General features: G+C 72.6%; 23 protein-coding genes and 1 pseudogene. 16 read left to right on the top strand and 8 right to left on the bottom strand.

Translation table 11 applies throughout. The features are described 5' to 3' along the window. Positions 1-351: pseudogene (locus ABZ805_RS23985) on the bottom strand (DJ-1/PfpI family protein); the annotation flags it as partial. Positions 352-577: 226 nt separating this feature from the next. Here ABZ805_RS23985 and ABZ805_RS23980 point away from each other — a divergent pair. Together ABZ805_RS23980 and ABZ805_RS23975 are read left to right on the top strand one after the other, a co-directional pair. Next, positions 578-1,522 (top strand): helix-turn-helix domain-containing protein, encoded by a 945-nt coding sequence (locus ABZ805_RS23980; RefSeq protein ID WP_358444379.1) that lies wholly within the window; start codon positions 578-580, stop codon positions 1,520-1,522. A 117-nt stretch (positions 1,523-1,639) separates the two neighbouring features. Continuing rightward, positions 1,640-2,164, top strand: coding sequence for a DinB family protein (locus ABZ805_RS23975; protein ID WP_358444376.1), 525 nt, complete (start codon positions 1,640-1,642; stop codon positions 2,162-2,164). Here ABZ805_RS23975 and ABZ805_RS23970 read toward each other — a convergent pair. Beyond that, the gene (locus ABZ805_RS23970; RefSeq protein WP_358444373.1) at positions 2,161-2,694 is read right to left on the bottom strand and encodes an AAA family ATPase; all 534 of its coding nucleotides are present in this window, start codon (positions 2,692-2,694) and stop codon (positions 2,161-2,163) included. The genes ABZ805_RS23975 and ABZ805_RS23970 overlap by 4 nt on opposite strands. 250 nt (positions 2,695-2,944) lie before the next feature. On the opposite strand from ABZ805_RS23970, the gene ABZ805_RS23965 reads away from it, so the two are divergent. Next, positions 2,945-3,574 carry a class I SAM-dependent methyltransferase gene (locus tag ABZ805_RS23965; protein WP_358444370.1) on the top strand — a complete coding sequence of 210 codons (630 nt, stop codon included), beginning with the start codon at positions 2,945-2,947 and terminating at the stop codon, positions 3,572-3,574. 792 nt (positions 3,575-4,366) lie between these two features. Here the strand turns inward: ABZ805_RS23965 and ABZ805_RS23960 are convergent. Continuing rightward, on the bottom strand, positions 4,367-4,663 hold the full coding sequence (locus ABZ805_RS23960) for a hypothetical protein (protein WP_358444367.1): 297 nt from the start codon (positions 4,661-4,663) through the stop codon (positions 4,367-4,369). A 245-nt stretch (positions 4,664-4,908) separates the two neighbouring features. On the opposite strand from ABZ805_RS23960, the gene ABZ805_RS23955 reads away from it, so the two are divergent. The 6 genes from ABZ805_RS23955 (at position 4,909) to ABZ805_RS23930 (ending at position 11,887) form a co-directional block, all read left to right on the top strand. After that, complete coding sequence (locus tag ABZ805_RS23955; RefSeq protein ID WP_358444364.1) at positions 4,909-5,871, top strand: 5-dehydro-4-deoxyglucarate dehydratase; 963 nt, start codon at positions 4,909-4,911, stop codon at positions 5,869-5,871. A gap of 13 nt (positions 5,872-5,884) precedes the next feature. Further along, positions 5,885-7,177 (top strand): glucarate dehydratase family protein, encoded by a 1,293-nt coding sequence (locus ABZ805_RS23950; RefSeq protein WP_358444361.1) that lies wholly within the window; start codon positions 5,885-5,887, stop codon positions 7,175-7,177. Positions 7,178-7,324: 147 nt separating this feature from the next. Then, positions 7,325-8,629 (top strand): MFS transporter, encoded by a 1,305-nt coding sequence (locus tag ABZ805_RS23945; protein WP_358444358.1) that lies wholly within the window; start codon positions 7,325-7,327, stop codon positions 8,627-8,629. Between the two features lie 136 nt (positions 8,630-8,765). After that, positions 8,766-9,569: an IclR family transcriptional regulator gene (locus ABZ805_RS23940; RefSeq protein WP_358444355.1), complete on the top strand. Its 804-nt coding sequence runs from the start codon at positions 8,766-8,768 to the stop codon at positions 9,567-9,569. 142 nt (positions 9,570-9,711) lie between these two features. Then, positions 9,712-10,650: an SAM-dependent methyltransferase gene (locus ABZ805_RS23935; protein WP_358444352.1), complete on the top strand. Its 939-nt coding sequence runs from the start codon at positions 9,712-9,714 to the stop codon at positions 10,648-10,650. Between the two features lie 316 nt (positions 10,651-10,966). Next, the gene (locus ABZ805_RS23930; protein ID WP_358444349.1) at positions 10,967-11,887 is read left to right on the top strand and encodes an AEC family transporter; all 921 of its coding nucleotides are present in this window, start codon (positions 10,967-10,969) and stop codon (positions 11,885-11,887) included. A gap of 264 nt (positions 11,888-12,151) precedes the next feature. Here the strand turns inward: ABZ805_RS23930 and ABZ805_RS23925 are convergent, their stop codons facing one another. Beyond that, complete coding sequence (locus ABZ805_RS23925) at positions 12,152-12,868, bottom strand: dienelactone hydrolase family protein (RefSeq protein ID WP_358444346.1); 717 nt, start codon at positions 12,866-12,868, stop codon at positions 12,152-12,154. A 516-nt stretch (positions 12,869-13,384) separates the two neighbouring features. Between ABZ805_RS23925 and ABZ805_RS23920 the strand changes: the two genes are divergently transcribed. The 5 genes from ABZ805_RS23920 (at position 13,385) to ABZ805_RS23900 (ending at position 17,281) form a co-directional block, all read left to right on the top strand. Further along, positions 13,385-14,164: an enoyl-CoA hydratase/isomerase family protein gene (locus tag ABZ805_RS23920; RefSeq protein WP_358444344.1), complete on the top strand. Its 780-nt coding sequence runs from the start codon at positions 13,385-13,387 to the stop codon at positions 14,162-14,164. Between the two features lie 71 nt (positions 14,165-14,235). Next, positions 14,236-14,649: a universal stress protein gene (locus ABZ805_RS23915; RefSeq protein ID WP_358444341.1), complete on the top strand. Its 414-nt coding sequence runs from the start codon at positions 14,236-14,238 to the stop codon at positions 14,647-14,649. A 118-nt stretch (positions 14,650-14,767) separates the two neighbouring features. Continuing rightward, positions 14,768-14,845: a putative leader peptide gene (locus ABZ805_RS23910; protein ID WP_358444385.1), complete on the top strand. Its 78-nt coding sequence runs from the start codon at positions 14,768-14,770 to the stop codon at positions 14,843-14,845. Between the two features lie 107 nt (positions 14,846-14,952). After that, positions 14,953-15,951, top strand: a complete 999-nt coding sequence (locus ABZ805_RS23905; protein WP_358444338.1) for an ABC transporter substrate-binding protein — start codon at positions 14,953-14,955, stop codon at positions 15,949-15,951. 13 nt (positions 15,952-15,964) lie between these two features. Beyond that, entirely contained in the window at positions 15,965-17,281 is a 1,317-nt protein-coding gene (locus tag ABZ805_RS23900; protein WP_358444335.1) for an LLM class flavin-dependent oxidoreductase, read from the top strand. A gap of 24 nt (positions 17,282-17,305) precedes the next feature. Here ABZ805_RS23900 and ABZ805_RS23895 read toward each other — a convergent pair whose 3' ends face one another. The 3 genes from ABZ805_RS23895 to ABZ805_RS23885 all read right to left on the bottom strand — a co-directional run bounded on the left by ABZ805_RS23895 (position 17,306) and on the right by ABZ805_RS23885 (position 19,655). Beyond that, on the bottom strand, positions 17,306-18,175 hold the full coding sequence (locus ABZ805_RS23895; protein WP_358444332.1) for an SAM-dependent methyltransferase: 870 nt from the start codon (positions 18,173-18,175) through the stop codon (positions 17,306-17,308). Positions 18,176-18,407: 232 nt separating this feature from the next. Then, positions 18,408-19,268 (bottom strand): helix-turn-helix transcriptional regulator, encoded by an 861-nt coding sequence (locus ABZ805_RS23890; RefSeq protein ID WP_358444329.1) that lies wholly within the window; start codon positions 19,266-19,268, stop codon positions 18,408-18,410. A 150-nt stretch (positions 19,269-19,418) separates the two neighbouring features. Then, on the bottom strand, positions 19,419-19,655 hold the full coding sequence (locus ABZ805_RS23885) for a DUF397 domain-containing protein (protein WP_358444326.1): 237 nt from the start codon (positions 19,653-19,655) through the stop codon (positions 19,419-19,421). An 85-nt stretch (positions 19,656-19,740) separates the two neighbouring features. Between ABZ805_RS23885 and ABZ805_RS23880 the strand changes: the two genes are divergently transcribed. Beyond that, on the top strand, positions 19,741-20,025 hold the full coding sequence (locus ABZ805_RS23880; RefSeq protein WP_358444323.1) for a hypothetical protein: 285 nt from the start codon (positions 19,741-19,743) through the stop codon (positions 20,023-20,025). A gap of 354 nt (positions 20,026-20,379) precedes the next feature. After that, the gene (locus tag ABZ805_RS23875) at positions 20,380-21,690 is read left to right on the top strand and encodes an MCE family protein (RefSeq protein ID WP_358444320.1); all 1,311 of its coding nucleotides are present in this window, start codon (positions 20,380-20,382) and stop codon (positions 21,688-21,690) included. Between the two features lie 123 nt (positions 21,691-21,813). Here ABZ805_RS23875 and ABZ805_RS23870 read toward each other — a convergent pair whose 3' ends face one another. Then, positions 21,814-22,905: an AraC family transcriptional regulator gene (locus tag ABZ805_RS23870; RefSeq protein WP_358444317.1), complete on the bottom strand. Its 1,092-nt coding sequence runs from the start codon at positions 22,903-22,905 to the stop codon at positions 21,814-21,816. Between the last annotated feature and the right edge of the window lie 85 nt (positions 22,906-22,990).

Genomic DNA, 22,990 nt, shown 5'->3' with positions numbered 1-22,990 from the left:
GGCTATCGAGGCGGATTCGGGGTGGTCGGGCAGGACCACGAGCAGCGGGCCGAGCGGGGAGCGCGCCGCCTCCGCCAGCACCTCGGTGATCGCCTCGGCGACCGGGCCGTCCGCCGGGCCGGGGGCGGCACCGGGCACCACCAGCAGGTCGGCCCGTTCGGGGTCGACGGTGGCGGTGGCGCGCAGGGCGACGCCGGGGACCCCGGACGGCACCTCACGCGGCCCGTCCGCCGCGGCGAACTCGGCGGTGATGCGGCCGCTCGCCGCGGCCGATCCGGCCAGCAGCGTTTCGTACGGGCCCAGGACGTCGAGCGGGTCGAAGCCGTCGAACAGGGCGAACTGCGCGTGCACGGGCGCTCCTCGGGTCAGGGTGCGGGGCGGTCGCTGCCGCGGAACCGACGGTAGGAGCGCGGGCCGCCCACTCGCCCGCGGCGAAAACGACAGCTTGTGCCGAATTCTGGCCAGAGCGCCCGACCTGGTGGTAGCAGTGGAGCCGTCCCCGCCGTCCCCGCCGTCCCCGCCGTCCCCGCCGTCCCCGCCGTCCCCGCCGCCGCCCTCCTCGTGAACAGGTCCCGCCATGCACCTCGTCGCCGTGCTCGCCCTCGATCCGGTCGTGCCGTTCGACCTGTCCATCCCGGTGGACACCTTCCGGTGGGTGCTGCTCGCCGACGGATCGCCCGGCTACCAGGTGCGGGTGTGCGCGGTGGACGGCGAGGTGAGCGCGGGACCGTTCTCGATCCGCGCGCCGTGGGGCCTGGACGGGCTGCGCGATGCGGACACCGTCGTCGTACCGGGGCAGTCCGTCGTGGACCGCCCCGTTCCGGAGGAGGCGCTGGCGGCGTTGCGGGAGGCGGCGGCGCGCGGGGCCCGGATCGCGTCCATCTGCACCGGAGCGTTCGTGCTCGCCGCCGCCGGGCTGCTCAACGGGCGGCGCGCCACCACGCACTGGGGCGGCACCGCCGAGCTCGCCCGCAGGTTCCCGGCGGTCGAGGTCGATCCGGACGTGCTCTACGTCGACGAAGGGGACGTGCTCACCTCGGCCGGGGCGGCCGCCGGGCTGGACCTGTGCCTGCACCTGATCCGGTGCGACCACGGTTCGGCGGTGGCGGCCGACGCGGCGCGGCTCGCGGTGATGCCGCTGGAGCGCGACGGCGGGCAGGCCCAGTTCATCGCGCACGAGCCACCGGCCCCCGACGGCGCCAGCGTCCAGCCGCTGCTGCACTGGCTGGAGGACAACCTGCACCTGCCGCTGACCTTGGCGGACATCGCCGGGCGCGCCGCGCTCAGCAGCCGCACCCTCAACCGGCGGTTCCGCGAGCAGACCGGCACCACCCCGCTGCAGTGGCTGCACCGGGCGCGGCTGCGGCGGGCGCAGCACCTGCTGGAGACCACCGGGCACCCGGTGGAGCGCATCGCCGAGCAGGTCGGGTTCACCTCGCCGACGACGTTCCGGGACCGGTTCAAGCGGCTGGTCGGGACCAGCCCCGCCCGCTACCGCCGCACCTTCCGCGGCGCTGCCTGACCCGGGAGCCGGGCGCGCCGTCGTCGGGCCACGGGGCGGTCACCTGGTGCGGGATGTGGCTGTCGGGGGTGTGGATTAGCGTTCCGGGTGCGATCAACTGGGGAAGGTGCGTGGGGCATGACGGCAACGGACGAGCGGGACGACCTGCTGGGGCTGCTGGGCGAGCAGCGGCACGCGCTGCTGATCACGGTGCGCGGGCTCAGCGACGCCGCCGCGGCGCGGCGCACCACCACGAGCGACCTCACCTTGGGCGGGCTGCTCAAGCACCTCGCCGCGGTGGAGCGGGAGTGGGCGCGGGTGCTGCGCTCGCGGCCCGACCCGGAGCAGCTGGGCGGGGCCGACCCGGACAGCCTGCGGATGGGGCCGGATGATGCGCTGGCCGACCTCATCGACGACTACCGGCAGGCCGCGGAGGACACCGACCGCGCGGCGGCCGACCTGCCCGACCTGGGCGTGGCGCTGCCGCTGCCCGCGGCGCCGTGGTTCCCGCCGGACGCGCAGTGGACCGCTCGCCGCGTGCTCGGGCACCTGCTGCGGGAGACCGCGCAGCACGGCGGGCACGCCGACCTGATCCGGGAGGCGATCGACGGCGCCAGCACCACCCGCCAGCTCGCCGCCGACTTCGGCATCGAGCGGAGCTAGCCGAGCGCGTCCAGCACGAACCGCGCCCGCTCCGCGACCGGTGCCAGGGGTAGTGCCACGAGCTCGTAGCCGTAGTCGGCGTAGGTGTCGGCGAGCACCTCGCAGGTGCGGCGTGCGAGCTCGGGGGACTGCCTGCGCTCGGCGTCGGTCCGGTAGATCGCCGGCCACGGCGGCGCGAGGAACACCGGGCCCGAGTACCGCAGGTCCCGAGCCGCGGCGTGCACGTGCGCGGGCACCGGGAGGCCTTCGACGCGCAGGTAACCGGCGATGTCCGGCAGGCCGCGGTCGAAGAACGTGACGCCATCCCGCGCGGCCCGGTGCTCGCGCAGCTCCCAGCACAGCATCAGTTCCGCGAACAGCGCCGGATCGACCCACGGCAGCCCGCCGCCGCCGATGGCGAGCTGGTCGCGGATCACGCCGCGACCGGCCTCCTCGGACCGGGCCCACCCGGCGGCGCCGAGCCGGTCGAGCAGCGTGCTCTTCCCGGAACCCGGGCCGCCGGTGACGACGACGCGGCGCGGTGCGGACATGCGGAGCCTCCTGGGCGGTGCGGGTGGGGTCGGCCCGGGACAGGAGCCGTCCGCGCGGAGCCGGGAGAACGCAGCGCGCGCGGCGCGGCTGCGTGCCGCCAGCATAGCGGCGCGCCCTTGACTTCGAGCGCGCTCGAACTCCTAGCGTTCGTTCCGGATCGGGCGGCACCGCCCGGCGGGCTCCACCGCCCTGCCCGCCGCGGGTGCCGCCCGGTCCACCGGAATTCCGCTGCGACCGAAGGGGTTCGAGATGGAGAACACGGTGCCGATCGCGACGTTCGACGAGTTCTACGCGGCGGGTGATCCGCCGTGGGTGATCGGGGAACCGCAGCCCGCGGTGGTGGAGCTGGAGCGCTCCGGTGGCTTCCGGGGCGCGGTGCTGGACCTCGGCTGCGGGACGGGGGAGCACACGATCCTGCTGGCCGGCCGCGGCTACGACGTGCTGGGCGCGGATTCGTCCCCGAACGCGCTGGAGCGGGCGCGGGCGAACGCCGCCCGGCGCGGTGTGGACGCGCGCTTCGAGCTCGCGGACGCGTTGCGGCTCCAGGAGAACCGGCGGTTCGACGTGGTGCTGGACAGCGCCCTGTTCCACGTGTTCGGCCCGGCGGACCGCAGCGCCTACGCCCGTTCGCTGCGCGCGGTGACCGAACCGGGTTCGGTGGTGCACGTGCTGGCGCTGGCCGACGTGGCGGAGAGCATCGGGCCGACGGTGCACCGGGACGACTTCGCCGCCGCGTTCACCGACGGCTGGGACGTCGAGGAGGTGCGCCCGGTGTCGTACCGCGGCATCGCCTCCGGGGACAACGCCCGCCGCCTGGACGTCGCCGACGGCGCGGTGGTCGATTCCGCCGCGCACCTGGCCCGGATCCGCCGCCGGTAGCGATCCATAGTGGACTGATCGCCGTTCGGGAGTGCAGCGGGACGGCCGGTCCAGGTCGGCGCGGAGGACGTCGCCCTCGTGCCGCAGGATCGCGCCGCCCGCCGGGGAACGCAGGAACTCCAGGAAGCTCGACACGAGCGAGCCGGGCCGCGGTTCCTCGTAGGTGCAGGCGAATTCGTTCTCCCAGCAGGGATGGGCGCCGTCGACGACGGTCTCCCGGGTGGCGGGCACGCCGTCGATGCGGACCGGCAGCACCCGGTCGTCGCCCTCGACCCGGCCCGCCGCGCAGCCGAGAGCGCCGGGCGTGCGGCGCACCGCGTCCAGCACCTGGCCGGTGTCGCCGCGTTCGCAGTGCACCACGTCCGGCGCCTCCTCGGGCCGGATTTCCGTGCAGTCGGCGGAGTTCCCCGGCGCCCATTCGTCTCCCGCGACGAGCAGGCGGCGTTCGAAGACCTTCCGGGTGCCGCACTGCCGATCGCGGCTCACCAGCCGCACCGGCAGCTCGGCGCCGTCCAGCTGCCGCCAGTCGGTGATCTCCCCCGGTACCGGCTCGGATGGCGCCGGTGCCGTCCTCGATGCCGCCGCCGACCTCCGGCGCGGCGTCCGATCCTGCTGCGCCCTCCGATCCTGTTGAGCCGTCCGATCCTGCTGCGCGGTCCAGCATCACCGGCACCTCGTAGTGCGCGCCGCGGTCGAGCGGCACCTCGGGCGGTTCGATGACGTCCCGGTCGACGCGCCGCCCGGAACCCGGCCCGAAGGACGGGCGCCGGAATTCGCCGCTGCACTCGGTGATCACCATGCCCGCGATGGTGCGGCGGAGAACCGCACCCGGATGCCGACCTCGTCGCCGACGAGCACCGCGTAGCCGGCGGGGCCGATGTCGGTGCCCCGTCTTCCCCGACGCGCGGCCGCACGAACGAGGGCGCGGTGCGCGCGGCGCCTTCGGTGGGACAGCTGGAGGGCTTGGAACCCGCCGGGGTCGAGCCCGCCGCGGTCGGGCTGCGCTGCGTCGGTGGCGGTGGTGTCCGGCTGCACCCGGTAGCCGAGCCGTGTGCGGCCGGCGGAAGCGAATTCGTAGCGCGCGAGCACGATCGGCACCACGAGGCCGAGCGCGGCCGACGCGGTCTCCCAGGACCGGTCGAAGCCGGGCGTGCCGGTTCCCGTCGCGCGGGGAAGTGCGCTTCCGCGGCCGAAGCCAGGGGCGGCCGGCGCGGCCGGGCCCGGGTGCGGCGATCGTTCGGGAACGGTTCACCGGGGGCGTTGACAGCGGTGGGGCCGATTCCTAATCTCATCTACAAGAGGAATCGCAGTCTACATATGAAGACGAGATGCGCATGGCTTCGGCTCCGCTCGGTACCTCACCACCCGACCCCGGTAGGTTCGCCGCCCACCTCCGCGAACGGATGGACACCGGCGTGCTGTCCTTCCCCCTCACCCCGTTCACCGCCGCCGGCGAACTCGACCTCGCCGCGCTCCGGACCTACCTCCGGGGCCAGGTCGACGCCGCGCCCGCCGCGTTCTTCATCGCCTGCGGCACCGGCGAGTTCTTCTCGCTGACGCAGGACGAGTACTCCGCCGTCGTGCGCACCGCGGTCGAGGCCGCCGCCGGGCGCATCCCGGTGCTCGCCGGCCTCGGCTACGGCTGGGCGCAGGCGCGGCAGTTCGCCGAACGCGCCGTCGACGCGGGCGCCGACGCCGGACTGCTGCTGCCGCACTACCTCGTCACGGCTCCGCAGGACGGCGTGGTCGAGCAGGTGCGCCGCGTCGCCGAGCACACCCCGCTGCCGCTGATCGCCTACCAGCGCGACCAGGTCCGGTTCGGTCCGGCGGCCGCCGCCCGGCTCGCCGAGATCCCCACGGTCATCGGCCTCAAGGACGGCCACAGCGACCTCGACGCGCTGCAGCGCCTCAAGCTCAGCACCCCGGCGGACTTCCTGTTCTTCAACGGTGCCGCCACCGCCGAGATGCAGGCCCGCGCGTACTCCGCCATCGGCATCACCGCCTACTCCTCCGCGGTGCACGCGTTCGCCCCGGAGATCGCGAAGGCCTTCTTCCGCGCGCTGCGCGGCGGGGACCGCGCACGAGTGGAGGAACTGCTGCGCGAGTTCTACTTCCCGCTCGTCGAACTCCGCGACCGCCGGGCCGGCTACGCCGTGGCACTGGTCAAGGCGGGCGCCCGGTTGCGCGGCCTGCCCGTCGGGCCGGTGCGCGCCCCGCTGGTCGATCCCGGATCCGCCGACCTCGCCGACCTCGAGAAGCTGATCGGGACGGGCCTCGCGCTCGTCGACCAGGACTGAGCAGGGAGACCCCATGCCCGAGAGCACCCGCATCGCCGAGGTCCGCGTCACCCCCATCCTGATCAGCGACCCGCCGCTGCTGAACGTGCAGGGCGTGCACCAGCCCTACACGCCGCGCACCATCGTCGAGGTCGTCACCGAGAACGGGGTGAGCGGCATCGGCGAGACCTACGGCGACACCGACTACCTCAAGATCGCCCAAGCCTTCGGCCCGGAGCTCGTCGGACGCCCGCTGACGGCCCGCAACGACCTGTTCGCCCGGGTCGCCGCCACGGCCGCCGAGGTCGACATCGCCCAGATCGACAACACCGTCGTCGCCGAAGGCCTCCGCGGCGCGCGCACCGAGGTGAAGCTGGTGCACAGCGTCGTGTCCGCGTTCGAAGTGGCGCTGCTCGACGCCCTCGGCCACGAGACCGGGTTACCCGTGCACGCGCTGCTCGGCGGCAAGGTCCGGGACCGCGTCGAGTACAGCGGCTACCTGTTCTACCGCTGGGCCGCGCACCCGCTGCCCGGCGAACCCGAGGACGACTGGGGCGCCGCGCTCGACCCGGCAGGCGTCGTCGCGCAGGCGCGGCGGTTCGCCGACCGGTACGGGTTCCGCTCCTTCAAGCTCAAGGGCGGCGCGTTCGCGCCGGAGCAGGAGATCGCCGCGATCCACGCGCTGCACGAAGCCTTCCCCGACGCGCCCCTGCGGCTCGACCCGAACGGCGCCTGGTCCGTCCAGACCAGCCTGGAGGTCGCCGCCGAGCTGGAAGGCGTCGCCGAGTACCTGGAGGACCCCACCGCGGGCACCGAGCAGATGGCGCAGGTCGCCGCCCGCACCAAGCTGCCGCTGGCCACCAACATGTGCGTCACCGCCCTCGACGAGGTGCCCGCCGCGTTCGCCGCCGACGCCGTGCAGGTCGTGCTCTCCGACCACCACTACTGGGGCGGGCTGCGCGCCACCCAGGACCTCGCCGCGATCTGCCGCACCTACGGCAAGCAGCTGTCCATGCACTCCAACACCCACCTGGGCATCAGCCTCGCCGCGATGACGCAGGTGGCCGCCACCATCCCCGACCTCGACCACGCCTGCGACACGCACCGGCCCTGGCAGACCGAGGACGTCATCACCGTCCCGCACACCTTCCGCGACGGCTGCGTCGAGGTCACCGACGCGCCAGGGCTGGGCGTCGAACTCGACCGGGAGTCGCTGCGGCGGCTGCACCGGCGCTGGCTCGACAGCGACGTGCGCGACCGGGACGACGCGGCGGCGATGCGGCGGGTCCACCCCGACTGGCAAGCCCCCGCTTTCCCGGTCTGGTGATGGTTTTCCGGCTCTCCCGTTGCGTTGGTGGGCCGGTGGCGTGCGTGGCCGTTCGGTCAGCGGCTTCGCCGCTGACAGGAATACGACAGGACCTGCCGTGCGAGTGTCGCGGTGGGCGGTGGTTCTTCCCTGCACTCGGAGGCGTCGATGGTGACGGTACCGACGGAGTCCACTTCGGACGATCCCGTGCTGCGCGGCGCGGTCGGCAAGTTCTTCCGGCGCGTGGTCCCGCTGCTGGTGGTCATGCTGGTCGTGAACCAGATGGATCGCACGAACATCGGGTTCGTGCGCCACGACCTCGAAGCCGATCTCGGCATCGGCGCTGCGGCCTACGGGCTCGGGGCGGGGCTGTTCTTCGTGGCCTACGCGCTGTTCGAAGTGCCCAGCAACGTGCTGCTGGAGCGCTTCGGCGCCCGCGTCTGGCTCACCCGCATCATGATCAGCTGGGGCGTGGTGGTGTTCGCGATGGCGTTCATCACCGACACCACCACCTTCTACGCGATGCGGTTCCTGCTCGGCGTCGCCGAGGCCGGGTTCTTCCCGGGCGTCCTGTACTACTTCACCCGCTGGTTGCCGGACCGGTACCGGGGGCGCGCCGTCGCGATCTTCCTGGGTGGTTCGGCGGGGGCCTACGTGGTCACCGGGCCGATCACCGGCGCGCTGCTGGAGCTCGACGGCGTCGCCGGGCTGGCCGGCTGGAAGTGGATGTTCCTGGCGCAGGGCGTGCTCTCGGTGCTGATCGGCGTCGCGGCGGCGTTCCTGCTCGTCTCCCGGATCGGCGACGCGAAGTGGCTGAGCACCGAGGAGAAGTCGGCGCTGGCCGCGGCCGTCGCCGCCGACGACGCGCACCGGGCGGCGGCGGGGGAGCGGGTGTCGAAGACCCGCCTGCTGCTGAACCCGCAGGTGCTGCTGCTGTGCTTCATCTTCTTCGCCGTCTCGTTGACCGGGTACACGATCACGTTCTGGCTGCCGAGCCTGGTCGACGGCATCGCCGGGCTGCCCGACTTCGGCGTCGGCCTGGTCAGCGCGGTGCCGTGGGCGTGCGCGATCGCCGCGATGTACCTGATGGGCCGGTTCACCGACCGCACCGGCGTCCGCCGGCCGTACGTCTCGGTGGCACTGGTGGTGGCCGCGATCGGCACCTTCCTGGCCACGCTCGGCACCCCGTGGTTCGGGGTGGCGGCGATGTGCGTGGCCGCGGTCGGGTTCAAGTGCTCGGCGTCGATCTTCTGGCCCATCGCGCAGCAGGGGCTGGAGGCCAAGATCGTCGCGCCGGGCATCGCGCTGGTGAACTCGCTGGGCAACCTCGGCGGTTTCGTCGCCCCCACCGCGATCGGCTTCCTGGAGGAGACCACCGGCTCCACCACTTATGGGCTCTACGGGCTGTCGGTGGCCTCGCTGCTCGCCGCCGCGCTCGCCACCCTGATCGGCGGGCGCCGCGCCGCCCGTTGACCCGAACCCCGGGCGTCCTCGCGCCGGACGCCCGGGGCGCGGGGCCTTCGACGGGCCGCCGAGCGCCCGGTGTGTACCGTGTTGCTCAGCGGAAAAGGCATGGTGGCCGGGGGTTTTCCGGTCGCGGGAGCGCGAGATGAGTGGCATGGCGGACGGGCAGCGGGGCGTGCGGGACGTCAAATCGGCGGCCCGGACGGTGGAGGTCCTGGAAGTGCTGGGCGGCCTCGACGGCGAACCGGTGAACCTCCGCGACCTGGCCGAGCGCACCCAGGTGCCGCGCAGCAGCCTCTACGCCCTGCTGCAGACGCTGGTCGCCCGCGGCTGGGTGCGCACCGACGCCACCGGCTCGCTGTACGGGATCGGGGTGCGGGCGCTGCTGGTCGGCACCTCCTACATCGACGGTGACCTGCGGGTCGCCGAGATCACGCCGCACCTGGACGAGCTGGTCGCCGACCTCGGCGAGACCGTGCACCTCGCGCGGCTCGACGGTGCCGACGTGGTGTATCTGCTGACCCGCGAGTCCAAGCACCACCTGCGCCCGTTCAGCCGGGTCGGCCGCCGGTTGCCCGCCAGCGCCACCGCGCTGGGCAAGGCGCTGCTGGCCGAGCGCCCGGACGCCGAAGTCGAGGCGCTGCTGCCGGATCCGCTGCCGCGGTTCACCGATTCGACGCTGGACCGCGCCGGCCTGCGCCGGGACCTGGCCGCCACCCGCGACCGCGGCTACGCCGTGGAGGTCGAGGAGAGCAACGTGGGCGTGCATTGCATCGGCGTCGCGCTGCGCTACGACAACCCGGTGCAGGACGCGATCAGCTGCTCGGTGCCGACCGCCCGGCTCACCCCGGAGTTCGAGCAGCGCGCGGTGCAGCGGATGCTGCGGGCCCGCGACGAGATCGAACGCGCCGCGCTGCGCTGGCCCACCTCGCAGGTGTCCTGGCGCTGACGCCGTCCACAGTGGAGTGATCACGACTCCGCCGAAGGAGCGCACCGGGTTCCGCCGAGCGGCTCTTGCGGGCCGGGCCCGCGCCTCGCCACGCTCGGGAGCGGGAGCTCGACCAGGGGACCGGGCTCGAGGGGAGAGTTCGATGGGGCGGAACGGGCGGAACGACGCGGACCGGACCGGCACCGATCCGGTCACGACCGGAGTCGGGGCGGAGGCGTCCTGGATCGCGGTCCCGCCGCGCGCTCCCGACGAGTCCGGCGGCCCGCGGATCGACCCCGGGTTCTCGCTCGAATCGATCCCCGGAGTGGACGTGAAGCACGCCAACGCGGCCCGCATGTACGACTACGCCCTCAACGGCGACCACAACTTCAAGATCGACCGCGAGGTCGCCGACCAGGTGTTCGCGGTGATGCCCAGCGGCCCCGCCGTCGCCCGCGCCAACCGCGCCTTCCTGCGCCGCGCCGTGGAGTTCTGCGTCGACGAGGGCATCGACCAGTTCCTCGACCTCGGCTCCGGCATCCCCACCCGCGGGAACACGCACGAGATCGCGCAGGCCCGGAACCCCGAGGCCCGCGTGGTGTACGTGGACAACGAGCCCGTCGCCGCCGCGCACACCCGCCAGCTGCTGCGCGGCAACGAGCACGCCGCGATGGTGCAGGCCGACGTGCGGGACCCGCGGACGGTGCTCGCGGCGGAACCGACCCGGCGGCTGCTGGACTTCGACCGGCCGGTGGCCGTGCTCATGGTCGCGGTGCTGCACTACGTCAGCGACGCGGACGGCATCACCGAGGTGCTGCGGGCCTACCGGGAGCACTGCTCGCGCGGCAGTTTCCTGGTCGTCTCGCACACCACCCAGGACCACCAGCCCGACGCCTCCCGGGAACTGCGCGAGGTGCTGGCCGCCTCCGGCACCGAGGTCACCCACCGCGATCGCGCGGCGGTGCGCGCCGTGTTCGACGGCTGGCGACTGGTGGAGCCCGGCGTGGTGTGGACCCCGCAGTGGCACGGCCCGCCGCCCGCGCCCGGCGATCCGGCGCCGGAGGCGTCCGAAACGTGGTGCGGAGTCGCCGAACTCCGCTGAGCCCGGTGCGAATGAGTCCTCTGTGGAGTGTTGCGGGACGCAGATTTCCCATCATGTGGGCGTCTTCCGGCGCGCACGTCCCGCGGCATGACATATGTCATCGCCCGCGGAGGTGCTCGTCCGCCGTCCGGTCGACTATCGTCTGATCCGCATGGCGGCGCCCGCGAGCACGACCGGCGGGCGCCCCGACCGGCGTCCCCCGCCCCTCCCTCGTGCGGCCGGACGCGTTCTGCCGAAGATCGGAGTGGGCACCGATGAGCCGCGCGCACCGCGCCGGGCGACGGGGAACCGCCCCCGTCCGCCGATCGGACCCGACGTGACCGGAGTGCTCACCGGGTTCGCCGTGATCGGCGCCATCATCGCCGTCGGCTACCTGGTGGCGCTGCGCGGCTCGCTCGGCGACCACGGCCAGGAGGTGCTGAGCAGGCTGGCGTTCTCCATCGGCACCCCGGCGTTGCTGTTCACCACCCTCGCCCGCGCCGACCTGTCCGTCATCGTCTCGCTGCCGCTGCTGATCACCGCGCTGAGCACCTTCGTCGCCGCCGGGCTGTTCGTCGCCGCCGGGGTGGTCCGCGGCTGGGGCGTCGGGCGCACCACCATCGGCGCGCTGTGCTCCAGCTACGTCAACTCCGGCAACCTCGGCATTCCGATCGCGGTGTACGTGCTCGGCGACGCCTCGCTGGTCGCGCCCGTGCTGCTGCTGCAGCAGCTCGTCGTCACCCCGATCGCGCTCGCCGTGCTGGACCTCTCGCGGCCCGGCGCGCACAGCTCCTGGACGGCGCGGCTCACCACGCCGTTCCGCAACCCCGTGGTGCTCGGCTCGCTCAGCGGCGTCGCCGTCGCCGCCACCGGGCTGCACGTCCCCGACGCCGTGTTCGACCCGATCAACCTGCTCGGCGGGATGGCCGTGCCCGGCGTGCTGCTGGCGTTCGGCATCTCGCTGCGCGGCGCCAGCCTGCCCGGCCGCAGCCCGGAGAAGCGCGTGGTGTTCTTCTCCGTCGCGCTGAAGTCCGTGGTGCAGCCGCTGGTCGCCTGGGCGCTCGGCCGGTTCGTCTTCGACCTGCCGGACGCGCAGCTGTTCGCCGTCGTCGTCACCTCGGCGCTGCCCGCCGCGCAGAACCTGTTCACCTACGCGGCCCGCTACGAGACCTCGGTGGTGCTGGCCCGGGAATCGGTGCTGCTGTCCACCATCCTCGCCGCGCCCGTCATCGGAGTCGTCGCGCTGCTGCTCGGCTGAACTCCGCTTCGCTTGCGAGGTGGGTCGAGTGGCGGAACCTCGGCGGCTTCCTCGCTGCGGGATCGATTTCCGATGCATGTCCGGCGACATCGCTGTCCTCGTGAGGAAGCCGCTGCGAACCCGCGGGTGGTCATGTCGCCCGGGTGGTCGGCAGCTCAGCGGCTTCGCCGCTGACCGGAAACGACCAACGACCCGCCGGGCAGGTTCATGGACAGGACCGCTGAGGTTCCGCCACCGGAGTGCTCCGCGACAGGAGCGGGAAGATCACCGCAGAGTGGTCGTCCGGACGAAGCTCAACGTCTGCGGCCAGGAGTGCAGGTAGGCCTCGGCGTTCACCGGGTTCTCCTGGCGGGCGCGGGCGCTGAAGCCGTGCTCGGCACCCGGATAGGTGTGCACGATGCTCGCGCCCCGCTCGCGGCCGGTCAGCGCCGCGTTGAGCGCGTCGAAGCTCTCCCGCGGCACCAGGTCGTCCGCGCCCGGGTAGTGCATCATCACCGGCGCCTCGATGCGCGCGGCGTGCTCGGCGGCGTCCAGCGCGTGGTTCGGCGCGGGCGGGATCGGCACCGTCGGGTGGTAGGCCACCACGTTCGCGAGCCGCCGGTCCCGCGCCCCGAGCAGCAGCGCGAACCGGCCGCCGAGGCACCAGCCGATCACCCCGACCCGCTGCGCGCCGAGTTCGTTGAACAGGTGCGAGAGCAGCCGCTGCTGCTCGGCGAGCGCCTTCTCGTCGTCCAGCTCGCCCATCAGCCGCACCAGTTCGTCGCGCTCGGTGTCGTCGGCGCTCGGCCCGTCCCACGGGTCCCAGGACAGCGCGGTGACCCCGGCCGCGGCCAGGTCGGCGGCGAACTCGCGCACCTGCTCGCCGATGCCGGTGAGCATCGGCAGCAGCAGCATCGCGCCGCCCGCGTCCACCTCCGGTCGCGCCAGGTAGGCGCGCGACCGCCCGACGGATACGTACTCCCCGGTGCTCTCCTCAGCCATGCGCCCACCCTAACCACTTGTCCCGCTTCTTCTGCTGCGTAGTGCTCGGGTGGCGGAACCTCAGCTGCTTCCTCGCTGCGGGATCGTTTTCACCGGTGGCTCCGCCGCAGGCGACAACGCCGTCCTCGCGAGGAAGCAGCTGAGAACCCGCTGCGGTGCCGGGTGCGTGCGTGGTCGCTGCTCAGCGGCTTCCCGCTGACAGGAGACCGACACGACCCGCCGGGCAAGTCCAGCGACAAGCAGTGAACCGCGTGGTTCCCGACTCCCGGTTCGAGCGGGGTGGCGGAGTCCCGGTCGCTCGCTGCGGGTCCGTTCACCGGTGGCGTCCGCCGGGCGAGGGAGCGCCGTGGTCGCGGCGGGGAATCCGCGGCGCCGGTTGCCCGGGTGGTCGCCGCCGGCGAGCGGACGACAGGACCCGGTGCGCAGGGCCGGCGGTCGTGGCGGAACCGGTGGGCGGGCCGGCGGTGGGGTGATCCACGATGGGCGGGCAGCATCCGAACGGGAGGACGACGCGTCGTGGCACCTGAACCGCTCCGGTACGAAATCGACTCCGGGATCGCCCTGCTGACCGTGGACGACCCGCCGATGAACCTGGTGACCCTGGAGCTGACCCGGGCCCTCGACGCCGCGCTGGACGCGGTGGAACGGGACGGGGCGCGCGCCGTGATCCTCACCGGAGCGGGGGAGCGGGCGTTCTGCGCCGGTTCGGACATCGGCGAGTTCCCCGACCTGATGCACCCCGGCGCGGTCGTGGAGCGGAAGCTGCGCAGGCAGAACGAGGTGTTCACCCGGCTGGAACGGCTGCCGGTGCCGACGATCGCCGCGCTCGGCGGACTCGCCTACGGCGGTGGCCTGGAGCTCGCGGTCTGCTGCGACCTGATCATCGCGGAACCGCAGGTGCGGCTGGGCCTGCCGGAGATCAAGCTCGGCCTGTTCCCCGGCAGCGGCGGCACCTACCGGGTGACGCGGCGGATCGGGCGGGCGCGGGCGAAGCAGCTGATGTTCTTCGGCGACCCCGTCGACGCGGACACCGCGCTGTCCTGGGGACTGCTCGACGAGGTGGTGGAGCGCGGCGGGGCGCTCGCGGCGGCGCGGGAGCGGGCGGCGGTCCTGGTGCGGCGGCCGCGGAACTCGCTGCGACTGGTGAAGTCGCTGATCGACGCCACCGCGGGCGAACCGGACGAGGAGGTGTTGCGGCGCTCGCTGGCCGCCAGCGACGAGGCGTTCACCTCCGCGGAGGCGCGCGAGGGCGTCCGCGCCTTCTTCGCGAAGGAGACCCCCGACTTCGGCGAGTAGCCACCGCGGGCGCCGCGATGCGACCACCCGGCGGCTGCGGGACGGTGGACCGGCAGCGGGGGAGGGCGCGCATGACCGAGACCTACCGGATCGTGGCCGGAGTGGACGGCTCCGCGCCGTCCCGCGCCGCGCTGCGCTGGGCGCTGTGGCACGCGGACCTCGCGGGCGGCGCGATCACCGCGCTGATGGCCTGGGACCTCTCGCCCATCTACGGCTGGGCGCCGGACGACGCCGGGCACCGCACCGCGCGGACCCTGCAGGACGTGGTGCACGAGGTGGCCGGGGACTCCCGGGTGCCCGTGGAGCGCGTCGTGGTGCAGGGCGGCCCGGCGAAGGCGCTGCTCGACGCGGCCGCGGACGCGGACCTGCTGGTCGTCGGGAGCCGCGGGCACGGCGGGTTCACCGGTGCGCTGCTCGGCTCGGTCGGCCAGCACTGCGTGCAGCACGCGCGCTGCCCCGTCGTGGTGGTCCGCGAGCACCGGTGATCGCTCGTGCTGAGCGGTTGAGCGGCTGAGCCGCCTGTCCACCGCGGTGACGGTGATCGCATTCCCAACCTGTTGGATTGGGTTTACACCCCGGCGGCGCCCTGGCTAGCGTTCGGGCATGCCGCAGCGGCCGATGCTCACCACCCGGGGTCATGTGGACCTGTCGCGGGTGGCGTCGGCGCTCTGTCCGCGCTGACCCGGCCCTTCCCCTCCCGGTTCCACCGGTTCTCCCGCCCTGCGCGGACGAATGCTGCTCACCTCGTGCCCGGCCGCCGCGCGGCCGCGCCCCTCGCTGGAGGTCCCATGCCGACCCGCTCCACGCGGCGCTCCTTCCTGACCAAGCTCGCCGCCGCCCCGCTCGTCCTGAGCCCGCTCGCCGCGGCCGCCTGCGGCGGGAATCCCGCGGTCCGCGAGGACGGCAGCGTCGACCTGACCAAGGTCACGCTCACCATCGGCGACCAGGCGGGCATCCAGCAGTCGCTGGTCGAGGCCGCCGGTGTGCTCGACGGCAAGCAGTACGAGGTGCGCTGGTCCCAGTTCGCCGCCGCCGCACCGCTGCTGGAGGCCCTGCGCAGCGGAGCCGTCGACATCGGCCTGGCCGGGGACGCGCCGACGCTCAACGCCCTCGGCTCCGGCGCCGACATCAAGATCGTCTCGGCGACGCGGTCGGTGCAGCAGTACGGGCTGGCGATCGTGGTGCCGCCGGGCTCGCCGATCCGCACGGTCGCCGACCTGCGCGGCAAGACCGTCTCGCCCACCACGCCGGGCAGCGTCGGCCACTACCTGCTGCTGAGCGCGCTGCGCGAAGCCGGGCTGTCCGCGGACGACGTGCGGATCAGCTTCCTCGAACCGGTCAACGCCAGCGCCGCGCTCAGCTCCGGCGCCATCGACGCCTGGTCCACCTGGGACCCGTACACCGCCGCCGCCCAGCTCGACCAGGGCGCGACCGTGCTGCGCGACGCGACCGGCCTCGCCCACGGGCTCAGCTTCATCAACGCCTACCAGGACGCGCTCGACGACCCGGGCCGCCGCGCCGCCCTCCGCGACTTCCTCGGCCGCTACAACGAGGCCCTCGCCTGGGCGCGGGACAACCCGGCGGAGAACGCGCGGATCTACGGCGATCTCAGCCACCGGCCGCCGAACGTCGCCCGCCTCGTCTCGGACCGCTCGCAGCGCACCGGCGGACCCGTCGACGACCAGGTGATCGGCCAGTTGCAGGAGGTCGCCGACAACTACCTCGAATTCGGGGTGCTGCGCGAACACCTGGTGATCGGCGAGCACGTCGACCGCGGCCTGTACTGAGCAGGCGGCGGCGATGACCCGGCGACTGCACCTCGCGCTCTACCTGGACGACCACGGCATCCACGCCGGCGGCTGGCGGCATCCGCGCGCGGTGCCGCCCGGCGAGCACGGCCTCGCGCTGTACCGGCGGCTCGCCGGAGCCGCCGAACGGGCCAAGCTGGACCTGCTGTTCATCGCGGACAAGCTCGCCGTGGACGACATCCACGGCGGCGACTTCGGCGCGGTGCTCGAACACCGGCCGAACACCCACCTCGATCCGATCGTGCTGCTCTCCGCGCTGTCCGCGGTGACCGAGCGGATCGGGCTGGCCGCGACCGCCTCCACCACGTACTCGGAGCCGTTCCACGTGGCCCGGATGTTCGCCAGCCTCGACCACCTCAGCGGCGGGCGGGCCGGGTGGAACGCGGTGACCTCGGTCAGCGATGGGGAGGCGCGCAACTTCGGCCGCGCCGAACACCTCGGGCACCAGGAGCGCTACGAGCGGGCCGCCGAATTCCTCACCGCGGTGCGGACGCTGTGGGACACCTGGGACGAGGACGCGGTCGTCGCGGACCAGGAGTCCGGGCGGTTCGCCGACGCGAGCAAGGTCCGCTACGCCGACCACGCGGGGGAGTGGTTCCAGGTCCGCGGCCCGCTCACCGTGCCCCGCACGCCCCAGGGGCGACCGGTGATCGTCCAGGCCGGGGCGTCCGGGGTGTTCCAGCGCCTCGCCGCCGCGAACGCCGACCTGGTCTTCGCGGTCGCGCCGACGCTGGAGCGCGGGGTGGAGTTCTACCGCGGCTTCAAGCAGCAGGTGCGGGAGGCGGGCCGCGGCGAGCACGAGGTGCGGGTGCTGCCCGGCATCATGCCCGTCGTCGGCGAGACGGACGAGCAGGCGCGGGAGGTGGAGCGGGAGCTGCGGTCGCTGGTGCTGCCCATCGCGGGCCTCACCTTCATGTCCGCGAGCATGAACCTCGACCTGTCCCGGTTCCCGGTCGACGGACCGGTGCCGGACGTCCGGGACGGGATCCGCGGCAGCAAGGGCCGCTTCCAGCACGTCATCGCCGACGCGATCGACCGCGGGATCACCCTCGGCGAGCTGGGCGCCGAGTACGCGGCGACGCTGTCGTTCCCGCTGGTCGCCGGCTCTCCCGCGACGATCGCCGACGAGTTCCAGCGCTGGTTCGAGGCGGGCGCCTGCGACGGGTTCGTGCTGATGCCGCCGTACGTGCCGGGCGGGGTCACGGATTTCTTCGAGCAGGTGGTCCCGGAACTGCAACGCAGGGGATTATTCCGCACCGAGTACGCGGGGCGTACCCTGCGCGACCACCTCGGCGTCGGGCGTCCTTGACCGGCGCCGAGGTGGTCCAGCGGATCAGAAGGGCTTGCGGCCGACGCCGGCCCAGATCGCCGACTCGCCGGACTGGCTGAAGTCCAGCTTCGGCGAGTGGTTCGGGCTGCTGTCCTCCGGGTGCCAGTCGGTCGTCCAGGCCATGCCCGGTTCGAGCATCTCGAAGTCGCCGAACAGCGCGCGGATCTCCTGCTGGCTGCGCCAGATCACCGGGCTGGAGGAGTTGTCGTACATCTGCTTGATGCCGACCAGCTGCTCGTCCAGTTCGGACGGAACCCCGTCGTCGGTGAGGTGCGACAGCGCGAGGAACGAGCCGGGCGGCAGCAGCTCCCGGTACCGCTTCATCACCTGCGGCGAGATGTCCTCGCCGTCCGGTCCGGGCTGCTGGACGTGCAGCACCGCGATCAGCAGCACCGCGACCGGCTGCTCCAGGTCGAGCACACCGGTCTCGATGGCCTTCTGCCACAACCGGTCCGGGTTGCGGAAGTCCGCGTTGATCGCGGCGTGCCGCTCCGGGTCGCCGTGCTTCTCCAGCAGCACCTGGGAGTGCGCCACCGCGACCGGTTCGTGGTCGACGTAGACGACCTTCGAACCGGGCTCGACCTCGTCGGCCACCGAGTGCGTGTTGCCCATCGTGGGCACCCCGGAACCGATGTCGATGAACTGGTGCACGCCGCGGGACACCAGGTGCCGGACCGCTCGGTGCAGGAACAGCCGATTGCTGATCGCGATCGGGCGTAACAACGGGTATTGGTCGACGACGTGCTGGCCGAATTCCCGGTCGATGGCCCAGTTCGCGTTGCCACCGAGGTACCAGTCGTACACCCGGGCGACGCTCGGCTTGGTCAAATCCGCGTGCTGCGGGGGGAACGGGTCTTCATCAAGATCGCTCATTCGCATGGTCCTTTGTCGCAACCGGGTGATCTTGCAGCGAATCGTAACCCCTCGACTGCTCGGAGTGAGCGGGGGTCGTCAGATCGTTTCGACACCGATGTCCGTGGTCAGCGGCCTGCGGGCACCTGAACGCGCGGAATCGGCCGAGCGGTCCGGGAAAGGGTTCGCACGGCAGCAAGACCTGGACGGGAGGGCTGTGTCCCCCCGCCGATCCGGTTCGGTCGGAAAAGCGTCAGAAAGTCAGCTTGGAACGGAATTCGGCGGCCAATTCCTGCAGGAAGTCCACCGAGTCGTTGAGTTCGAGCGCGGCACCGCGGATGCGGTCCCACGCGTCCACGAACAGTTCGAAGTCCCCTTCGTCGTCGAGGTAAACCCCACCGGCGGCGTGCTCGATGAACACGAAGTCCTTGGTGGCGTCCGGGAAGCGCATGATCGTGAAGTCGTTCGGCGTGAAGGCCAGCCGCACGTCGAACGGCAGCACGTGCACGAACACCCGCGAGTACCGCTCGCTCAGCGCCAGCAGGTGCTCCACCTGGTCCAGCGCCACCGACGGGCTCGGCCCGCCGGGCATCCGGCGGAACGCGGCCTCACCGATCACGAACCGGTAGTAGGGCGGCCGGTCCAGGTCGAAGACCTGCTTGCGGTCCTGGCGGTTGCGCACCAGCGAGGTCAGGTCCGTGGCTCGGTCCTCGCTGAACTGGGTGAGCATGTAGTGCTCGGACTGCAGCGGGCCGGGGATCCGCTCGCCGTGCCAGCTGAGGATCTCGCCCGCCGCGGGCTCCAGGTCGGTGAAGGTGCGGAACCAGTGCGGCACCGCGGACCGGTACCCGGACCACTGGCCGCGCTGCCCGGTGCTCGACCGGGCCAGGTCCAGCATCAGCTCGGCCTGGGCGTCGCTGCACTGGAACGCCTCCAGCATCTGCTTGAGCTCGGCCTGCTTGACCGCCACCGCGCCGGACTCGATCTTGTTGACCTTGCCCTGCCTGCAACCCAGCAGATCGGCGACCTCTTGCTGGGTCATCCCGACCGCCGTGCGCGCTCGGCGGATCTCGTTGCCGAGCTGTCTGCGCCGCGACGTCACCGTGCTCGGCACTCGGAATCTCCGCTCTACGTTCGGGGTCTCGACAAGCAGATCATCTTAGCCGAGCGAGTCCCCGATGGCGTGCTGCCCGGTGGTGACCGGCCAGATCGAGATTTCACCCGGAAGGGGAATAATCGATGCGGCCGATGGTACCGATGGTGATCATGGCAGGTCGAACGCACCGGTGCGGGTCGTGGTCAGGAACGAACGCCAGCGTGCGGCGTCGAAGACCAGGACTCCGTCGTCGATGTTCTTGCTGTCGCGGACACCGACGGGTCCGCCTGCTGCAGGGTGGTTGACCTCGACGCAGTTGCCGCCGTTCGGGCCGCAGCGGTTCGCGGCGAACCAGCCGTGCCGGGGGAAATACGAGGTCATCAGGTCCGGGTCCGGTGCTTGCACTGGGCGCTCCCTCCGCACTGTTCAGTTCAGCTCGACAACGAGATTAATCCTTGAGTAGGATTAATCTCAAGCACAGGAGGGAGCAATGATGCCCAGCGTTGCCAACAGCTCCACCGAACTCCGGCGCGAGCCCGCCGCTGCCACCGAGCAGCGCGTGTGGGTGTTGCGCAGGCACCACCGCGTGTCGCTGCGCCAGGCGCACGCGATCGTCTCGGTCGATTGGGACGCCGGTGTCGCCCGCACGGCCTGCGGGCTGGGGCTGCGGCGGGACGCCATCGCCGATGTCCCGGCCGGCGGCTGCATGCCCTGCGTCTCCTGCGTCGCCTCGCTGCCGGTCGGATCGCGGCAGCTGGAGGACTCCGCCGGCTGACCGGCGGCGAACCGGACCCCCTCGGCCTTCGCGGCTCCTGCCGCGGCCGATCCGCCGGATCGGGCGCGCCACCCCGAACTCGCCGCAGGCCCCGTCGAGATCCCTCCGCGGTGATCTCCGGGGTCGCGACCGCCAGGCGGCGAAATGATCTGTCCGGAATGGTCAATCGGATGACCGGGGTTCTCATGGTGCACGTCACTCCGGCGCTCTAATCTCTTGCCCTGTCCGGCGCTTCCGGTCGTCTTCCGTCCGGGGGAACGCCACGACGAGGGCCCCGCGGGAGCGGTGCGCAGCTGCGCGCCGACCGCACCGGGCCACGTCGAATTGTTCCGGGTTCGAAACGACGGCGGTCCGATGAGCGAGAGCAGCACCAACGCGACGGTGCGGCGCAGATTACTGGGGTTGGCCCTGCTGCTGTGCGCCGCGCTGTTCCTCAGCACGACGGTGGCGACGTACCAGGGCGTGTTCCGGCCGAGCGTGGACGTGGTGCTGGTCGCCGCGTCCAGCGGGAACCAGCTGGGCCCCGAATCCGAGGTGAAGGTCCGCGGCATGACCGTGGGCCGGGTGGAGGACGTGCGGGCGACCCCGGGCGGTGCCGAGCTGCACTTGGCGTTGGAGCCGGACAAGGCGCGGTTGTTGCCTGCGAACGTGTCGGCGCGGTTGTTGCCGCGGACGTTGTTCGGGGAGCGGTACGTGTCGTTGGACGTGCCGGAGCAGGCGTCGTCGGTGCGGTTGGCTTCGGGTGATGTGATCTCGCAGGATCGGACGGCGGCGTCGGTGGAGTTGGAGACGGTGCTGGCGGACACGATGCCGGTGTTGGAGGCGATTCATCCGGATGATCTGGCGGTGACGTTGAATTCGTTGAGCCAGGCGTTGGATGGTCGTGGTGAGTCGATCGGGGACACGATCTCGCGGTTGAACGAGTACGTGGCGGGGTTGAACCCGTCGTTGCCGCAGTTGCAGGAGAACCTGCGGCAGTTGGTGGGGGTGGCGGAGACCTACGAGCAGGCGGCGCCGGATGTGCTGGCGGCGTTGGGTGATCTGTCGCAGACCTCGCGGACGCTGGTGGACCAGCAGGAGAACCTGCGCGGGCTCACCGCGCAGCTGACCACCGCGTCGGAGGACGCGACCGGGTTCCTGGAGGCCAACGGCGACGACCTGATCCGCTTCGGCGCGTCCAGCAGGCCGACCGCGGACCTGCTCGCCAAGTACTCGCCGGAATTCCCGTGCCTGCTGCGCACCCTCGCCGACACCGTCCCGCGGGTGGACGACGTGTTCGGCGTCGGCACGGACGAACCGGGCGCGCACATCACCCTCGAAGTGGTGGCACCGCGCGGCGAGTACGTGGCGGGCCGGGACGAACCGGTCTACGGCGACGAGCGCGGCCCGCGCTGCTACGACTACCCGGACGGGACGCGGCCGCAGTACCCGCCGGACGGCCCGATCCAGGACGGTTCCGCCCCGCCCGCCGCAGGAGATCCGCCCGCCACCGGTTCGGCCGGGTCCGGCTCGCACGGCCTCGGCGCGATCAACTCGCCGCGGGAGCGGGCGACGGTGGCGCTGGCGCTGGCGCCCTCGATGGGCGTACCGGCGAACACCATGCCGGAGTGGGGATCGCTGCTGGTGGGCCCGGTGCTGCGCGGAGCCGAAGTGGACTACGGCTGACCGTCCCGTTCGGCGGGATCGACCTCGCCGGTGCCGGGAGCGGAATCCCGGCTCGGCGGGCGGGCTCGACGCAGGGGCCGTCGGCCGGCGGCGGGATGTCCGGGCACCGGGCCGAATTTCGGTCTACCGCTCCGCTCCGCGCCGTCGCGCGTAGCTCATCGGCGTGGTCCCGGTCCACCGCTTGAACGCGTGGATGAAGCTGGCCGCCTCCGCGTAGCCGAGGCGGATCGCGATGTCGTCCACCGACATCGCACCGTCGCGCAGCATCCCCTCGGCCAGTGCGGCGCGGACCTCGTCGCGCACCGACTGGAAGCTGGTCCCCTCGGCGTTGAGCTTGCGGTGCAGGGTGCGCGCCGTGGTGTGCAGCTTGCGCGCCACGTCCTCCATGCCCAGCCGCACCCCGTCCGGGCCGAGCATCTGGTCCCGCACCTGCTTGGCGAACCCGGTGCGCTCCCGGCGGCCCGCGAGCAGGTCGCGGCACTGCGCCTCGCACATCGCCAGGGTCTGCTCGTTCGCCTGCGGGAGCGGGCGCCCCAGGAACGCCGGGTCCAGCACGATCACGTCCTGCCCCAGCCCGAACTTCGGCACCACGCCGAAGAACTCGCCCAGCTCCGCGGTGTTCGGCGGCTCCGGCAGGCTCAGCTCGATGCGCTGCACCGGGATCGGTGCGGGCAGCAGCTCCACCATGATGGTGTGGATCGCGGACAGGTCGCGGGCGATGAGGAAGTTCCGCACGTCCGCCGGGATCGCCGCCGCGTCCAGCTCGACGTGCAGCTCCTCGCCGACGAAGCGGACCCGCGGGATGCAGAACGCGAAGCTCAGCTCCAGGTAGCGCAGCGCCACCGCCATGCCGTCCTGCACGGTCGGGCTGCTGATGAACGCGAAGCCGAGGATGCCGTAGGCGGTCAGGTGGTACTGCAAGCCGGCGCGCATGCCGAGGTCCGGCACCTCCGGCAGCGCCTGCACCAGGTTCCGCACGACCCGCAGCTCCTGGTGCGCGTCCACGGACAGGTCCGGATCCTCCAATTCCGGCTCGGTGAGCCCGGTTCCGGCGAGGGCCACGTCCGCCGGGACGCCGTGCTCGGCGGCGAACCTGGTGAGCAGCAGGGCGCTGATCGAACTGCGGGGGAAGTCCCAGTCCTGCACGACCGGGTCGGGAACGGCCGCCGCGGGGGACGGCCCGGTGTTGTGATTTACGTCGCGACGATGCGGCATGTCCGGAAGTATCAATCACGTGACCGCGGACGTCATAGCCCCACCCCCGTTCCGGCCTAACGTGATCGTGACGGACGACACGCCT

The sequence above is a fragment of the Saccharopolyspora sp. NPDC047091 genome (assembly GCF_040643635.1).
In the GTDB taxonomy this organism is placed as follows: domain Bacteria; phylum Actinomycetota; class Actinomycetes; order Mycobacteriales; family Pseudonocardiaceae; genus Saccharopolyspora_C.
The sequence above is the reverse complement of the archived record's forward strand: the minus strand, read 5'-3'. Positions and strand labels throughout refer to the sequence as shown.

Excerpts from the sequence above, each read along its gene's own strand:
- ABZ805_RS23980 (WP_358444379.1), top strand. The coding sequence starts at position 578 with ATGCACCTCGTCGCCGTGCTCGCCCTCGATCCGGTCGTGCCGTTCGAC.
- ABZ805_RS23975 (WP_358444376.1), top strand. The coding sequence starts at position 1,640 with ATGACGGCAACGGACGAGCGGGACGACCTGCTGGGGCTGCTGGGCGAG.
- ABZ805_RS23970 (WP_358444373.1), bottom strand. The coding sequence starts at position 2,694 with ATGTCCGCACCGCGCCGCGTCGTCGTCACCGGCGGCCCGGGTTCCGGG.
- ABZ805_RS23965 (WP_358444370.1), top strand. The coding sequence starts at position 2,945 with ATGGAGAACACGGTGCCGATCGCGACGTTCGACGAGTTCTACGCGGCG.
- ABZ805_RS23955 (WP_358444364.1), top strand. The coding sequence starts at position 4,909 with ATGGCTTCGGCTCCGCTCGGTACCTCACCACCCGACCCCGGTAGGTTC.
- ABZ805_RS23950 (WP_358444361.1), top strand. The coding sequence starts at position 5,885 with ATGCCCGAGAGCACCCGCATCGCCGAGGTCCGCGTCACCCCCATCCTG.
- ABZ805_RS23945 (WP_358444358.1), top strand. The coding sequence starts at position 7,325 with ATGGTGACGGTACCGACGGAGTCCACTTCGGACGATCCCGTGCTGCGC.
- ABZ805_RS23940 (WP_358444355.1), top strand. The coding sequence starts at position 8,766 with ATGAGTGGCATGGCGGACGGGCAGCGGGGCGTGCGGGACGTCAAATCG.
- ABZ805_RS23935 (WP_358444352.1), top strand. The coding sequence starts at position 9,712 with ATGGGGCGGAACGGGCGGAACGACGCGGACCGGACCGGCACCGATCCG.
- ABZ805_RS23925 (WP_358444346.1), bottom strand. The coding sequence starts at position 12,868 with ATGGCTGAGGAGAGCACCGGGGAGTACGTATCCGTCGGGCGGTCGCGC.
- ABZ805_RS23915 (WP_358444341.1), top strand. The coding sequence starts at position 14,236 with ATGACCGAGACCTACCGGATCGTGGCCGGAGTGGACGGCTCCGCGCCG.
- ABZ805_RS23910 (WP_358444385.1), top strand. The coding sequence starts at position 14,768 with ATGCCGCAGCGGCCGATGCTCACCACCCGGGGTCATGTGGACCTGTCG.
- ABZ805_RS23905 (WP_358444338.1), top strand. The coding sequence starts at position 14,953 with ATGCCGACCCGCTCCACGCGGCGCTCCTTCCTGACCAAGCTCGCCGCC.
- ABZ805_RS23900 (WP_358444335.1), top strand. The coding sequence starts at position 15,965 with ATGACCCGGCGACTGCACCTCGCGCTCTACCTGGACGACCACGGCATC.
- ABZ805_RS23895 (WP_358444332.1), bottom strand. The coding sequence starts at position 18,175 with ATGAGCGATCTTGATGAAGACCCGTTCCCCCCGCAGCACGCGGATTTG.
- ABZ805_RS23880 (WP_358444323.1), top strand. The coding sequence starts at position 19,741 with ATGATGCCCAGCGTTGCCAACAGCTCCACCGAACTCCGGCGCGAGCCC.
- ABZ805_RS23875 (WP_358444320.1), top strand. The coding sequence starts at position 20,380 with ATGAGCGAGAGCAGCACCAACGCGACGGTGCGGCGCAGATTACTGGGG.
- ABZ805_RS23870 (WP_358444317.1), bottom strand. The coding sequence starts at position 22,905 with ATGCCGCATCGTCGCGACGTAAATCACAACACCGGGCCGTCCCCCGCG.